Genomic DNA, 13748 nt, shown 5'->3' with positions numbered 1-13748 from the left:
GCAGTTCCCCGACCATCGCAACAACCGTCTGGCCATCAGCAACCGAAGCCGCCCGACCCACGCCAACCAAGAGCACCAACGAGTCAAAGGCCCGTGGGCGCACGGGCTCAGTCCAGCACCAGGGTGCCCAACCACAACAGTCAAGCGAAGCGACGGCGAAGCCCGACCACGGCGGGCGGCCACAGCAGCCGAGCGAAGCGACGGCCAACCCGACCAGGGTGCCCAACCACCACAGCCAAGCGAAGCGACGGCCAAACCCAACCGCGGCGGCCAGCCACGACAGCCAAGCGAAGCGACGGCAAACCCGACCGCGGCGGCCGGCCACAGCCGCCGAGCGAAGCGAAGGCGCAAGGGGCGCGGGTGGCGGAGCCCCCGCTCGCGGCAAGCGAAGCGCAGCCGCACAAACGACGAAGGCGAACCGGCCGACGCTTTCCGTCGGCACAGTCCACCCATCGCCTTCGTGGAGGTGGCGGGAATCGAACCCGCGTCCTTCAGCGTTGCCTCAAGTCTTCTCCGGGCGCAGTCTGTTAGTCGCTTTTCTCGGCCCCAGCACTCCCACAGACAAGGTTGCTGACAGGCTCAGTCACTGTAAATGTCCCGTGTCAGCCCCGTGACCGGGCTAACAAAGCAAGCTCCCTAGCTGAGGCCAGGAACCGGGTCGGAAGCATCCCCGGGCTGACCCTTCGTTTACCTCAGGCCGTCAGGCGGCGAGAGCGAAGTTAGTGCGCTGTGTTTTGGCACTTATTGGTTTCCAGAGATCGTTTACGAGATAACCCTGGATCCTCGGCCCGCTTCTCTTCAGACTAACGTCCAAAGTCGAAACCGTTCACCCCCTGTTGAGTTGTCAAACCCCCACCGCCCCGAGGGGTGGTGGAAGATCCACACTATCAAGTCCAACGGCTCGACCGCACCCGACATTCCCTCAGCCCGGCTGGACCACCGCCCGACGCCCCCGAGCCCTACTTGATCAGGCGGAGCGTGAAGGGGTAGCGGAAGTTCGAACCGACCGCGGTGGCGAGCCCGCCGATACCGGTCAGGACGAACCACAGGATGCCCAGCAGCGGAAACAGGAATCCGGTGAATCCCTGGGTCGCCCCGGTGATGATCCCCAGCAGCGCGAACGCGCCCGCCGCGCTCAACTGGAAGTTCAGCGCCTCGACCGCGTGCTTGCGGACGGCAGGGTTCTTCTGGCCGGCCGTCGCGACCACGATCGCCGGGCCGACGAAGAACGTCGGGTACCCGAGCCAGTGCGCGATGGTCCCCATGCCGCGGCCGTTGGCGTCGTACCGCTGCAGCGGCGCCGGTCGGGTGAAGGCGGCCGGCGCGTACGTCGGGACCGGCCGGGAAACGAGTCCGTTGAACGTGCTGTTCAGCTCGCTCCGGGTCCGGGCCTTCAGCGCGAGTTCCAGCCGGGTGTCGAACTCGACATGCTCCAGCCGGCCGTCGGCGTACATTTCTTGGAGGATTTCTACGGCGCGGTCCCGTTGGGCCGGCGTCACCAGCAGGTCTGAAGTGGACATACCCCCACTCTGCGTGCACCCGCCCCGTCACCCCATCGGGTTCAGCCCCCAACCACCCCTGACCAACCCCCACCCACCCTCCGGGCCCCCGCCCGCCCCGCCCCTGTCTCTTCCTGCTTGAGCGTATCCGCCTTCATTAGTCCGCCGACGGGTTATCCACAGCCCCTGGGCTCAGCCGCGGGTGGACTCCGAGGTCCTCGCGGTTCTCCAGGCCATCACAATCGCCACCGACAGCAGGCGCTCCGCGTGAAATCGGGCAGGCCAGTGGATTGTGATGGCCTGGAGCTCTGTGCCGCGGACTTGTGCCACTCATCAACCACGGCCCACGGGCCGTCCACCGGCGGGATCGAGCGCGGCAGGGGCATGGCCGTCAGGTTGATGAGTGGCACAGGTCCGCAAGTCAGTGGCGGGTGCGGTCGGAGAGGGCGCGCTGGGCTTCTCGGTTGGCTTGGCGTTCGGCTAGGGCGTGGCGTTTGTCGTAGTCCTTCTTGCCTCGGCCGGTCGCGAGCTCGACCTTCACATATCCGTCCTTGAAGTACAGCGACAGCGGGATCAGCGATACACCCTGCTGCTCGACCGCCCGGATCAGCTTCTGCATCTCGTCCTTGTGCAGCAGCAGTTTGCGGGCGCGTCGGGGCTCGTGGTTGGTCCAGGTGCCGTGCGTGTACTCGGGGATGTGCATCCCCTGCAGCCACAGCTCGTTCCCACGGACCGCGGCGAACGCGTCGACAAGGGAGGCCCGGCCCAGGCGCAGGGACTTCACCTCGGTCCCCGTCAGCACCAGGCCGGCCTCCACCACGTCCTCGATGTGGTAGTCGTGTCGCGCCTTCCGATTCTGCGCGATCGGCTTCTGCTGGCCGGTCTGTTTCACCATCCCACCAGTATCTCAGACAGCTATAACCACTTCATCGGGTTAACGACATTGCCGTCCTGGTAGACCATGAAATGCAGGTGACAGCCGGTGGAGTACCCGGTGGTTCCGACGTACCCGATGATCTCGCCGCGGGAAACGCGTTCGCCGACGCGGGCCTTGTACTTCGACAGGTGGTTGTAGACGGTGGTGATCGAGTGACCATCGATCACTCCGTGTGACACGAACAGACGGTTGCCGTACCCGCCGTTGTAGTACTTGTCCGTGACCACCCCGCTGGCGGCCGCGCGGATCGGCGTACCGCAGCCGGCGCCGAAGTCGGTGCCGTCGTGCAGCTTCCAGTAATGCAGGATCGGGTGGAAACGCATCCCGTACGGCGACGTGATGTAGGTGTCGATCGGCTTGCTCAGGCGGCCGTCGTTCTCGCTCGGTTCATCCGGTACGTCGCGCGCCGGGCGACCCTCCTTGCGAGCCTTCTCCCGTTCGGCCTTCTCGCGAGCGGCCTTGCGGCGGGCCGCTTCCTCCTTCTCGGCGCGAGCCCGCGCGACCAGGATCTGCTGGACCCGGTCGCGCTCGGCGAGGAGCGAGTTGTACTGCGCGAGCTCGGTGTTCTTCTCCTTCTCGGCGGCCTTGAACGCGACGAGCTTCACCTTGGCGACCGCGGCCGCCTCGGCCTTGTCGGCAGCGACCTGCTTGGCCAGCTCGGTGACCTGCTGAACCGTTCGCGCCGACTCCGCTCGCGCCTCGGCGGCGGCCTTCTCGGCCGCGGCCATCTGGGCCCGCTTGCTCGCGAGCTGGGCCTGCGCGTTGTTCAGGTTGGTGATCGCGGTGCTCTGGATCCCGAACACGTTGCGCTGCACCTGCCGGCTGGTCGCGATATCGGCCGGCGTGGCGCCGTTCAGCACGATCGACAACCCGACCAGGCTGTTCTGCTGCTGGTACGCCGACCGTACGGCGGTACCGGCCACGGCACGCTTCTCCGCGATCAGCCGCTCGCCCTCCGCGACCTGCGCGGCGGCGGTCCGTAATGCTTCTTCGGCGCCGGCAAGCTTGCTCGCGGCCACCAGATCGGCGGCCTTCGCGGCGACGAGTTTGCCTTGTGCGGCGGCGTACCGGACCTGGACGGCCTGGTATTTCACCTCGGCCTGGTTGTACGCCGAGACAGATTTGCCGAGCTGGTCGGACGCCTCGGCGAGATCACTCTTGGACTGCGTGATCTGCGAGTCGAGTTGTTTCTTCTTGGCGGCTGGATCGGGCGGGTCCGCCTGGGCAGACGGTACCGCCGCCAGGACTCCGGCGGACAGGGACAGGACAAGGCAGCAAGCAGCGATCACCGTCTGCCGACCTGACCCTCTGGTGCTCGATCGCGGGCAGGGCGTAGCGGTGGTGCCGGTGCTGTCGTCTCGCTGGATGCTCCCCCGCTTGCGCGAGTTCGCACCGGGGAAGTGCGGGACCACAGGTCGACCCCTTGCTCTGGGTTCAGTTGTCGTGCGGTGCAGGAGTTACGGCTGTGACTCCTGATACAGCACGATAAGTCACCCGGGTCAGACTTTGAGGTATTTCCGCGTTGTCACGAATGTCGGGACCACGGCGAGCACCAAACCGACCACGACCATGATCAGCGTGGCCCGGAACGTTTCGGTGGCGCCGATCCAGTGCCAGACCCGGAACGTGTCCTGGGCCCGCTTGATCACCAGGAAGTAGACGCCGAGCCACAAGGTGCCGCAGGCAAAGACCGCACCGATCAGGGCAGCCAGCACCGCCTCGAGCAGGAACGGTAACTGGATGTAGAAGTTCGACGCGCCGACCAGGCGCATGATGCCGATCTCCCGTCTCCGCGCGTACGCCGCCAAGCGGATCGTGTTCGAGATCTGCATCAGCGCCGCGACCAGCAGCAGGCCGGCGGCGACCAGCGCGCCGACTTGCAAGCCGTTGAGTGCCTTGAACAACGGATCCAGGTACTCACGGAGGTCCTGGACGGCATCGACACCCTTCAGGCCGCGGACCTGGCTGAGCAGGTTCTGGAACTGCTGTGGATCCTTCAGTTTGACCCGGAAGGACTCCTGCATCTGGTCCACGGTGACAGTGCTGACGATCGGCGAGTTCTTGTACAGCTTCTTGAACGAATCGAAGGCTTCCTGCTTCGACTCCGAGAACACGCCGTCGGGCGCGGTGTCGGGGTTCTTCGCGATCACGTCCTGGATCGTGGCCTTCTGCGCCGGCGTCACCTCGGCGTGCGAGCACCCCGTGCTGATGGAGTCCTTGTTGCAGAGGAAGACCGAGATCTGGATCTTGTCGTACCAGTTCCCCTTCATCAGGTCGACCTGCTCGCGGGCGAGCAGCGCGCTGCCGAACAACGACAGCGAGACCCAGATGGTGACGACGACCGCGATCGTCATCGAGAGGTTCCGCTTCAGCCCGATCCCGAGGTCGGAGAGGATGTAGTTCAAGCGCATTCTTCAGTCAGTCCCTGTGTCAGCCCTTGTCAGGCAGGTCAGCCCTTGTCAGGCAGGTCAGCCCTTGTCAGGCAGTCAGCCCGGTGTCAGGCGGCCGGTCAGTGCTGGTAGCCGTAGACGCCGCGCGACTCGTCGCGGACGACATGACCGTTCTCCAGCTCGATCACGCGCTTGCGCATCTGGTCGACGATCGACACGTCGTGGGTGGCCATCACGACGGTCGTGCCGGTTCTGTTGATCCGATCCAGCAGCTTCATGATGCCGACCGACGTGCCCGGGTCGAGGTTTCCGGTCGGCTCGTCGGCGATCAGGATCATCGGCCGGTTCACGAACGCGCGGGCGATCGCGACCCGCTGCTGCTCGCCGCCGGACAGCTCGTCCGGCATCCGGTCTTCCTTGCCGTCCAGGCCGACCAGCTCGAGCACCTCGGGCACGGTCTTGCGGATGTGCGAGCGCGGCTTGCCGATCACCTGCAACGCGAACGCCACGTTCTCCGCGACGGTCTTGTTCGGCAGCAGCCGGAAGTCCTGGAACACGGTTCCGATCTGGCGGCGCATCTGCGGGATCCGCCAGCTCGCCAGCCGGTTCAGATCCTTGCCGGCGACCATGATGTGACCTCTGGTCGTCCGGTGCTCACGCAGGACCAGACGAAGGAACGTCGACTTGCCGGACCCGGAGGTGCCGACCAGGAAGACGAACTCGCCTTTCTCGATCTCGACGTTGACGTTCAGCAGAGCGGCCTTGGACTGGCCCTCGTACGTCTTGGAGACATTCTCGAAGCGGATCACGGATTCATCCGGCCGTGGTCGGGAACAGGGAGCGACGCGACGGTAACCACGAAGTGCACCGTACGCCACCGAAGCGGCCGTCGATCAGTCTAGGTGGTCCCGGGCGTGCCGCCGACCAGACCTGCCGATAGTCCGATACTCGATGCGGCGCCCCGCCCGCCCTGTACTTTCCTGCTTGAGCGTATCCGGATCCACCACTCCGCCGGTGAAGTTATCCACAGCTCAGCCGGCGGGCTGGGGGACACCCCCGGCACTCGGACGCGTCATCCCATTTCCGTGGTGCTGACCGGTTGGAGATGCTACGAAGGAGAGCATTCCACCCGCCGCCGACCAAAAGCCGGGTGCCCGGGGAGGTTGGTTGTGGCGGTTTCGGCTGCGGGAGTGTGCTGGTCGGTGCCCGCCCGGGATGTCGAGTCGTGGATCCGGGTCAGGAATCGGCCGCGAGATTCGCCGATATCCACGACTCGAAAACCCGGCCCGAACCACTAGCCACGACTCGATGCGCCCACCACGGCCGCCGCCGCCCACGACCGCCGCCGTCTTTCCGGAACTTCCTGGTCGCTATCCGCAGATTTATCTCCGGAAAGACTCCAGCCCGCCCTCACCACAGTCCACCCCCGTAACCACACCCACCCCGCACGGACCCCGTACGTCAGCCTCACCACAGTCCACTCCCGTGATCACATCCGATGTGCGACCACTCGGGTGAGCGGCTCCGGGACAGCTGTGATCCTTCCCTGGTCGCGGTGGTGTGGGTCAAGGGTCGAAGATCGCGCAGCGACGCCGAAGGCGCCCTTGACGCACGCCGCCGCGACCAGCACCATCACGCAGCCCGGAGACCGCGCCACCACAGTTACCTAGCGCACACCAACACGAGCGGCGAACCCACCACCTGCGCCCCCGCCGCAGGCGGCAACAGAACAGCCGCCCCGCAGGCGGTGACCAATCAACCCACACATCCGACACAAGAGCCGGTTATCCACAGCTCAGCCGGGGAGCGGGGACACACCCCCGGCACTCGGACGCGTCATCGGCATTTCCGTGGTGTTGACCAGTCGAAGATGCTACGAAGGAGAGCATTCCACCCGCCCCCGACCAAAAGCCGGGCCCGGCAGGCCGGCGAGCGAACGAGCCGGCGAGCGAGCCGGCGCCAACGATGACAAGGAGCGGTGTCACCGTGATGAACGAACCGGACTGCTACGACGTGTTCGTGCAGGGGACTGTCTTCCTGGACATCGTGCTGACCGGCCTGGAGTCCGCCCCGACCACCGGAACCGAGATCTTCGCCGAGGGTATGGGCTCTTGCCCGGGCGGCGTCGCGAACTTCGCGATCGCGGCCAGCCGCCTCGGCCTGAACACCGGCCTGGCCGCGGTCTTCGGGGACGACGTGTACGCCGACTTCTGCTGGCGCACCCTGGCCGACCAAGAGGGCGTGGATCTGTCCCACTCGCGCCGGATCGGCCACTGGCACTCCCCGGTCACCGTCTCGATGTCGCTCGACCGGGACCGGGCCATGGTCACGCACGCCCACGAGGCCCCGGGCGATCCCAGCAAACTGGTCGGTCCCGGCCTGAAGACCCGGTCGGCGATCGTGCCGGTCGCGGAGGAACTGCCGGGCTGGACCGTCGAGGCGATGGAGTCCGGTGCGCTGCTGTTCGGCGACGTCGGCTGGGATCCGACCGACGAGTGGTCCCCCGCCGTACTCGACGTACTGAAGGGTTTCCACGCGTTCACCCCGAACGCGTCCGAAGCGATGGCCTACACGCGCACCGACACCCCCAAAGCTGCCTTGCACAAGCTCGCCGACCGCGTCCCGCTGGCAGTCGTGACGAACGGCGCCGAGGGCGTACTCGCGATCGACTCGACGACAGGTGAAGAGGAGCAGGTCCCGGCTCTCCCGGTCCGTTCCTACGACCCGACCGGTGCCGGCGACGTCTTCCTCGCGTCACTCGTCCTCGGGACGCTCCGCGGCTGGCCGCTCGCCCACCGTCTAGCCTTCGGCAACCTCTGCGCCGGCCTGTCCGTCCAGCACTTCGGCGGCTCCCTCGCGGCACCCGGCTGGGGCGACATCATCGACTGGGTCCGCGACCACAGCCGCACCCGACCCGGCGGCGTAGACCCCGAAATCCTCAAGCACTACGCGTTCATCGGCGACGTACTCCCCGAAGGCCCGGTCCCCATCGTCCGCCGCGCCTCAGCCACCATCGCCCGCCTGTCCGACGCCTGACGCCGAACGCCTGACCGCCCTTCAGTTCAACGAGCCGCGCGGAGCCACCCACAGCTGGGGTTGCCCGGTGACCGCGGCGATGTGCTCGAAGTCCGCGTCGTAATGCAGAATCACCGCGCCATGCTGCTCGGCGACGGCGGCGGTGATCAGATCGACGATTCCGGCCGCACGGTGAAGGCCGCGCGCCGCTATCCGCTTCTGTACGTCGCGGGCACGCTCGGCGATCGCCTCGGTCATCGGCAGATTGATGTACAGCGAGCGCCGACGCGCAGCGATCGCCTCGACGTCGACGACGTTCCGCCCGGAGTAACCGGTCTCGAGATCGACCGTCACGCAGGTCGCGGCCGCTCGATCGACGATCAGTCCCGCGATCACCGACCGCACCGCGGCGTGCTTGCTCCGCGCCTCCGCGGAGGTGTCGACCAGATACAGCTTGCCAACCGCGGAGACCACCGTCACCGGCGCGCCCCACGCATGATGTCGGGGTCGTCGATGTCGGGACCGACGCCGAGGGCATAGGGATCGTCGAGCAAGGCTTCGATGCGTTCGCGGCGTCTGGCCACGAACATCAGCGCCGCATTCACGGTGTCCTTCTTCGTCACGGTCCCCAACTCCTTGGCCGCCAATGCCAACGCCTCGTCGTCCACATCGATCAGAGTCTTCATGTCACCGACGATATGTCTCCGTATATATAGACCCACAGGCTCTGATATACACCTTGATCGAATCGTTGTCGGTCGCCTCCTGGTTCACGAGGTGGAATTACCGCCGCCGGGCACCTTCGCGGTCGTAGTGTCGGTGCTTGGTGCGCGGGCTGTGGGACTGCGCGGATGGAGGGTTTGTCATGGCGGGTGCTGGGATCAGTCGGCGTCGGATTCTGGGGCTGGGGGCCGGGCTGGCGGCGGTGGCCGTCGCCGGGTGCGGATCGAACACCGGGCGGGCGCCGTCGGGTGGGTCGGAGGGCGGCAAGCCCGCGTTGTCGCAGTGGTACCACCAGTACGGCGAAGCCGGCACGCAGCAGGCGGTCGAGCGGTACGCGAAGGCGTATCCGGATGCGACCGTGACCGTGCAGTGGTCGCCGGGTGACTACGACAAGAAGACCTCGACCGCGTTGCTGACCGATCAAGGGCCGGACGTGTTCGAGTACGGCAACGGCCCGACGATCGACATGATCAAGGGTGGCCAGGTGGTCGAGCTGACCGACCTGCTCGGGGACGCGAAGTCCGACTTCACGCCGTCGCTGATCGAGCGGATGACGTACCAGGGCAAGCTGTACGGGATCCCGCAGGTCTCCGACATGCAGTTGCTCGTCTACCGCAAGAGCCTGCTGAGCGCGGCCGGCATCCAACCGCCGCAGACCGTCGACGAGCTGCTCGACGCCGCGAAGAAGCTGACCACCGACAAGGTCAAGGGCCTGTTCGTCGGCAACGACGGCGGTGTCGGCGTCCTCGGTGGACCGGCGCTGTGGTCGGCCGGGCTGGACTACCTGACCGCGGACAACCAGTTCGGCTTCGACGACCCGGCCGCGTTCGAGTCGTTCAGCAAGCTGCGGGAACTCTTCACCTCGAAGAGTTTGTTGCTCGGGGCACCGACCGACTGGTCCGACCCGTCCGCGTTCACGCAGAGCCTGACCGCGATGCAGTTCACCGGCCTGTGGACGCTTCCCGCGATCCAGAAGGCATTCCCGGACGACTTCGGCGTACTCCCGTGGCCGAAGCTGAACGCGACCACGGGCAAGCCGAGCGTTCCGGTCGGTGCGTATGCCTCGTGCGTGAACGCGAAGTCGAAGAATGTCGATGCCGCCAAGAAGTTCGTCAAGTGGCTGTGGGTCGATCAGACCGACGACCAGCTCGACTTCGCGCAGTCGTACGGGTTCCACATCCCGGCCCGGCAGAGCCTGGTCGCGAAGGCGGACAAGCTGAAGTCGGGACCGGCCGCCGACGCCGCGAAGTTCGTCAACGAGAACGGGCACGCGCAGACCCCGCTGCTGTGGTCCCCGAAATCCGGTACGGCGTACTCCGACGCCCTCAACCGCATCATCCGCAGCGGCGCCGACCCCGCCGGCGAGGTCAAGAAGGTCAAGACCGTCGTCGACGCCGAGCTCAAGCGCATCACCGGCTGATGGACCTGCAACCACTGACCGACGACGACCACGAGCTGATCGAGCTGGCTCGCCGTACGGTCGACGCGAACACCGACGGACACGGCGGCGTCTACACCATGGGTGCCGCGGTCCGCGGTGTGGACGGCCGGATGTACGCCGGGATCAACCTGTACCACTTCACCGGCGGCCCCTGCGCCGAGCTCGTCGCCCTCGGCCGCGCCCGCGCCGAGGGCGCCCGCGACCTCACCACAATCGTGGCCGTAGGCAACGAGAACCGCGGCATCTACGCCCCCTGCGGCCGCGACCGCCAGATCCTCCTCGACTACCACCCAGGCATCCGAGTCATCCTCCCAGCCCCCGGCTGGACCCCCATCGAAGCCCTCCTACCCGCTGCCCTCCGCTGGACGCCTAGCTGAGCCGACGGGCCTTCAGGTGCCGAAGGGGAGGAGGCGTTGGGCGAGCATGAAGGTGTTGCCGTCGGGGTCGTAGAAGGTGGCCAGGCGGACTTCGTTCTCGATTTGGCGGGTTTCGCCGTCGAAGCGGGTGTCGAAGGACTCCAGGTGGGCGCGGGCCTTGTCGATGTCGTGGACTCCGAAGGTGACCACGACACCGCCGTCGGTGGCCGGCTTCTCGGTCTGGCCGATCCCGATGGAGATGCCGGGCAGCGGCGTACTCAGCTCGGCCCAGCCCCAGGACTCCAGCCGGTGCACGACTGTGAATCCGAGCGCCTGCTCGTACCACCGCAGCGATCGCTCCAGATCGGCGACTTCCAAGGCGCAGGTGGCGCGCCCGTCGTACTCGATCGCACTCATGGTCCTGTTTTTATACTAAGCTTACTTTCGTGTCAACGCTGGCGTCCCTGGTCCACCTCCGCTGGGCGGTCCCGGTGCTCGCCGAGCTACAGCGCGGGTACGGCGGACGCTTCGTCAACCTCACCCACACTCTCGGCGTCAGCCGCGAGTCCCTCAGCCGGACACTCGTCTTCCTCACCGACGCCGGCCTGATCCGGCGTAACCCCGGACATGGTCACCCGCTGCGACCGGAGTACCTGCTGACCGATGCGGGCACCCGCATCGCCGAGCCCGCAGCCGCGCTGACGGACCTGCTCGACGAGCTCGGCGCGACCGACATCGGCCTGAAGAAGTGGTCCTTACCGATCCTGGTTGCGCTCGCGGACGGCGACCGCCGCTTCTCGGAGCTCAGCAGCGCTCTGCCCGACACCTCGAACCGCGCGCTGACGCTCGCCCTGAAGGATCTGGAGCCGGCCGGGCTGGTCAACCGGACCGTGACCACGGGCTACCCGCCGACGACGTCGTACGCCGTGACCCCGGCGGGCAACCGGTTGGCTCAGGCGGCGCGACGGCTCGAGGTCAGAACGCCGGGATGATGTGCTTCCCGTAGGCCTCGAGGGTTTCTTCCTTCGCATCGTGCTGGAGATACACGGCGAACTGGTCGACGCCCAGGTCGCGGAGCTCCGACAGGCGAGCGAGGTGGTCCTCGACCGAGCCGAGGATGCAGAAGCGGTCGACGACCTCGTCCGGCACGAAGGCGGTGTGCGTGTTGCCCGCCCGGCCGTGCTGTGAGTAGTCGTAGCCCTTCCGGCCCTCGATGTAGTCGGTCAGCGCCTGCGGGACCGCGCCGGAAGCGCCGTACCTGGTGACGATGTCGGCGACGTGGTTGCCGACCATCCCACCGAACCACCGCGTCTGCTCACGCTGGTGGGCCAGGTCGTCCCCGACGTACGCCGGTGCCGCGACACAGAACTTGATCGCCTCAGGATCACGGCCGGCCTGCTCGGCGGAACGGCGTACCGCGGCGATCATCCACGCGGCGATGTCCGGGTCGGCGAGCTGCAGGATGTACCCGTCGCCGACTTCGCCGGTCGCCGCCAGAGCCTTCGGCCCGTACGCCGCGACCCACACGTCCAACGCACCGTTCTCGACCCACGCGAACTTGAGCTGCTGCCCGCGGTACTCGACGGTCTCGCCGCGGGCCAGCGACCGGACCACCTCGACGCACTGCTTCAGCTCGTCGATCGTGCCGGGCTTGGCGCCGAGCGTCCGGAGCGCGGAGTCGCCGCGGCCGATGCCGCAGATCGTCCGGTTGCCGAACATCTCGTTCAGCGTGGCGAACTGCGAGGCGATCACGGTCCAGTCGCGCGTCCCCGGGTTCGTCACCATCGGGCCGACGATCACCCGCTGGGTCGTGGCCAGGATCTGGCTGTAGATGACGAACGGCTCCTGCCAGAGCAGGTGCGAGTCGAACGTCCACACGTAGTCGAACCCGGCCTCCTCGGCCTTCCCCGCCAGCTCCACGACCGCGGACGCGGGCGGATCGCACTGGAACACCACACCGAAGTCCACGGCTTCTTCCCCTCAGACCAAGTACGACGACAGGCCGCGTTTGAGGAACTTCCCCCGGCCCTTGCGGCCATGGTAGTTGCCGTCAGCCACGATCACCTCGCCGCGGGAGATGACGGTGCCCACACGGCCCTGGATCTCGACCCCTTCGTACGCCGAGTAGTCCAGGTTCATGTGATGGGTCTCGACACCGATCCTAGTCGTACCGGCGGGATCGTAGACGACCAGGTCGGCGTCGGAGCCGGGCTGGACGATGCCCTTCTGCGGATACAGCCCGAACATCCGGGCCGGCGTGGTCGAGATCGTCTCGACCCAGCGCTCCAGCGAAAGGTTGCCGTCGACAACGCCTTGGTAGATCAGGTCGACGCGATGCTCGACGCCGCCGATCCCGTTCGGGATCTTGGAGAAGTCGCCGATGCCGAGTTCCTTCTGGTCTTTCATGCAGAACGGGCAGTGGTCGGTCGACACGATCGCGAGGTCGTTGCTCCGCAGGCCCTTCCACAGATCGCGAGCGTGCGACTCGTGCTTGCTCCGCAGCGGCGTCGAGCAGACCCACTTGGCGCCTTCGAATCCGGGCGCGCCGAGCTGGTCCTCCAACGTCAGGTACAGGTACTGCGGGCACGTCTCGGCGAACACGTTGCGCCCGGCATCCCGAGCCTCGGCGACCTTCGCCAGCGCCTGACTCGCGGACAGATGCACGATGTAGAGCGGGCAGTCCTGAGCGACCTCGGCGAGCGAGATCGCGCGGTTCGTCGCCTCGGCCTCGAGCGCTGCCGGCCGGGTGATGCCGTGGTAGATCGGGTCGGTCTCACCGCGCGCGATCGCCTGCTGCACAAGGACATCGATCGCGATGCCGTTCTCGGCGTGCATCATGATCATGGCGCCGTTCTCCCGCGCGGTCTGCATCGCGCGCAGGATCTGGCCGTCGTCGGAGTAGAAGACGCCCGGGTAGGCCATGAACAGCTTGAAGCTCGTGATGCCCTCGTCCGCGACGAGCTGGTCCATCGCCTTCAGCGCGTCGGTGTCGACGCCGCCGAGGATCATGTGGAACGCGTAGTCAATGTGGCAATTGCCGTCGGCCTTCGTATGCCACGCGGCGAGCCCGTCCTGCACGACCTCACCGGTCCGCTGGATGGCGAAGTCGATGATCGTCGTGGTCCCGCCGTACGCCGCCGCCCGGGTGCCGGTGTCGAACGTGTCGCTGGCCGACGTACCGCCGAACGGCATCTCCATGTGCGTGTGCGCGTCGATCCCGCCCGGTATCACATACTTGCCGCCGGCATCGATCACCTCGTCCGCGACCACCGCCGGGGTGTACGACGGGTCGAGCACCGCGACGATCTTCTCGCCCTCGACCAGCACGTCCGCAACCCGAGTCCCGGTCGGCCCGACGACAGTTCCACCCTTAACCAGCAAAGACAT

Annotated in this window: 14 protein-coding genes and 1 other RNA gene; 4 read left to right on the top strand and 11 right to left on the bottom strand. The window is 66.8% G+C overall.

Annotated features, from left to right (window positions below; translation table 11 throughout):
• Positions 1-458: 458 nt before the first annotated feature.
• The 6 genes from ssrA to ftsE all read right to left on the bottom strand — a co-directional run bounded on the left by ssrA (position 459) and on the right by ftsE (position 5635).
• Positions 459-834: a transfer-messenger RNA gene (gene ssrA / locus ACWF4Z_RS04115) on the bottom strand.
• A 125-nt stretch (positions 835-959) separates the two neighbouring features.
• Positions 960-1520 (bottom strand): DUF4870 domain-containing protein, encoded by a 561-nt coding sequence (locus ACWF4Z_RS04110; protein ID WP_452241455.1) that lies wholly within the window; start codon positions 1518-1520, stop codon positions 960-962.
• A 400-nt stretch (positions 1521-1920) separates the two neighbouring features.
• Complete coding sequence (gene smpB, locus ACWF4Z_RS04105; protein WP_452241454.1) at positions 1921-2394, bottom strand: SsrA-binding protein SmpB; 474 nt, start codon at positions 2392-2394, stop codon at positions 1921-1923.
• A 20-nt stretch (positions 2395-2414) separates the two neighbouring features.
• On the bottom strand, positions 2415-3725 hold the full coding sequence (locus ACWF4Z_RS04100) for a peptidoglycan DD-metalloendopeptidase family protein (protein WP_452241453.1): 1311 nt from the start codon (positions 3723-3725) through the stop codon (positions 2415-2417).
• 210 nt (positions 3726-3935) lie between these two features.
• Positions 3936-4847, bottom strand: a complete 912-nt coding sequence (gene ftsX / locus ACWF4Z_RS04095) for a permease-like cell division protein FtsX (protein WP_452241452.1) — start codon at positions 4845-4847, stop codon at positions 3936-3938.
• 98 nt (positions 4848-4945) lie between these two features.
• The gene (gene ftsE, locus ACWF4Z_RS04090; RefSeq protein ID WP_130444829.1) at positions 4946-5635 is read right to left on the bottom strand and encodes a cell division ATP-binding protein FtsE; all 690 of its coding nucleotides are present in this window, start codon (positions 5633-5635) and stop codon (positions 4946-4948) included.
• Positions 5636-6815: 1180 nt separating this feature from the next.
• On the opposite strand from ftsE, the gene ACWF4Z_RS04085 reads away from it, so the two are divergent.
• A complete protein-coding gene (locus ACWF4Z_RS04085) occupies positions 6816-7862 on the top strand; it encodes a carbohydrate kinase family protein (protein WP_452241933.1) in 1047 nt (348 codons plus the stop codon).
• 21 nt (positions 7863-7883) lie between these two features.
• Here the strand turns inward: ACWF4Z_RS04085 and ACWF4Z_RS04080 are convergent, their stop codons facing one another.
• On the bottom strand, positions 7884-8321 hold the full coding sequence (locus ACWF4Z_RS04080; RefSeq protein WP_452241451.1) for a PIN domain-containing protein: 438 nt from the start codon (positions 8319-8321) through the stop codon (positions 7884-7886).
• Positions 8318-8527: a type II toxin-antitoxin system VapB family antitoxin gene (locus ACWF4Z_RS04075; RefSeq protein WP_452241450.1), complete on the bottom strand. Its 210-nt coding sequence runs from the start codon at positions 8525-8527 to the stop codon at positions 8318-8320. The genes ACWF4Z_RS04080 and ACWF4Z_RS04075 overlap by 4 nt, the downstream gene beginning before the upstream one ends.
• Before the next feature lie 179 nt (positions 8528-8706).
• Between ACWF4Z_RS04075 and ACWF4Z_RS04070 the strand changes: the two genes are divergently transcribed.
• The gene (locus ACWF4Z_RS04070; protein WP_452241449.1) at positions 8707-9984 is read left to right on the top strand and encodes an ABC transporter substrate-binding protein; all 1278 of its coding nucleotides are present in this window, start codon (positions 8707-8709) and stop codon (positions 9982-9984) included.
• A complete protein-coding gene (locus tag ACWF4Z_RS04065) occupies positions 9984-10382 on the top strand; it encodes a cytidine deaminase family protein (RefSeq protein WP_452241448.1) in 399 nt (132 codons plus the stop codon). The genes ACWF4Z_RS04070 and ACWF4Z_RS04065 overlap by 1 nt, the downstream gene beginning before the upstream one ends.
• 12 nt (positions 10383-10394) lie before the next feature.
• On the opposite strand, the gene ACWF4Z_RS04060 is transcribed toward ACWF4Z_RS04065, so the two are convergent.
• Complete coding sequence (locus ACWF4Z_RS04060) at positions 10395-10778, bottom strand: VOC family protein (RefSeq protein WP_452241447.1); 384 nt, start codon at positions 10776-10778, stop codon at positions 10395-10397.
• Between the two features lie 29 nt (positions 10779-10807).
• Here ACWF4Z_RS04060 and ACWF4Z_RS04055 point away from each other — a divergent pair, with 29 nt between their 5' ends.
• A complete protein-coding gene (locus ACWF4Z_RS04055; protein ID WP_452241446.1) occupies positions 10808-11353 on the top strand; it encodes a winged helix-turn-helix transcriptional regulator in 546 nt (181 codons plus the stop codon).
• Here ACWF4Z_RS04055 and ACWF4Z_RS04050 read toward each other — a convergent pair.
• Both ACWF4Z_RS04050 and hydA read right to left on the bottom strand, forming a co-directional pair.
• On the bottom strand, positions 11337-12329 hold the full coding sequence (locus ACWF4Z_RS04050) for a TIGR03842 family LLM class F420-dependent oxidoreductase (protein WP_452241445.1): 993 nt from the start codon (positions 12327-12329) through the stop codon (positions 11337-11339). The two genes, ACWF4Z_RS04055 and ACWF4Z_RS04050, sit on opposite strands and share 17 nt — an antisense overlap.
• 12 nt (positions 12330-12341) lie before the next feature.
• A complete protein-coding gene (gene hydA / locus ACWF4Z_RS04045) occupies positions 12342-13748 on the bottom strand; it encodes a dihydropyrimidinase (RefSeq protein WP_452241444.1) in 1407 nt (468 codons plus the stop codon).

The organism is Kribbella sp. NPDC055071 (genome assembly GCF_053608045.1).
Note: the sequence above shows the minus strand (reverse complement) of the source record. Positions and strands in the feature narration are given on the sequence as shown.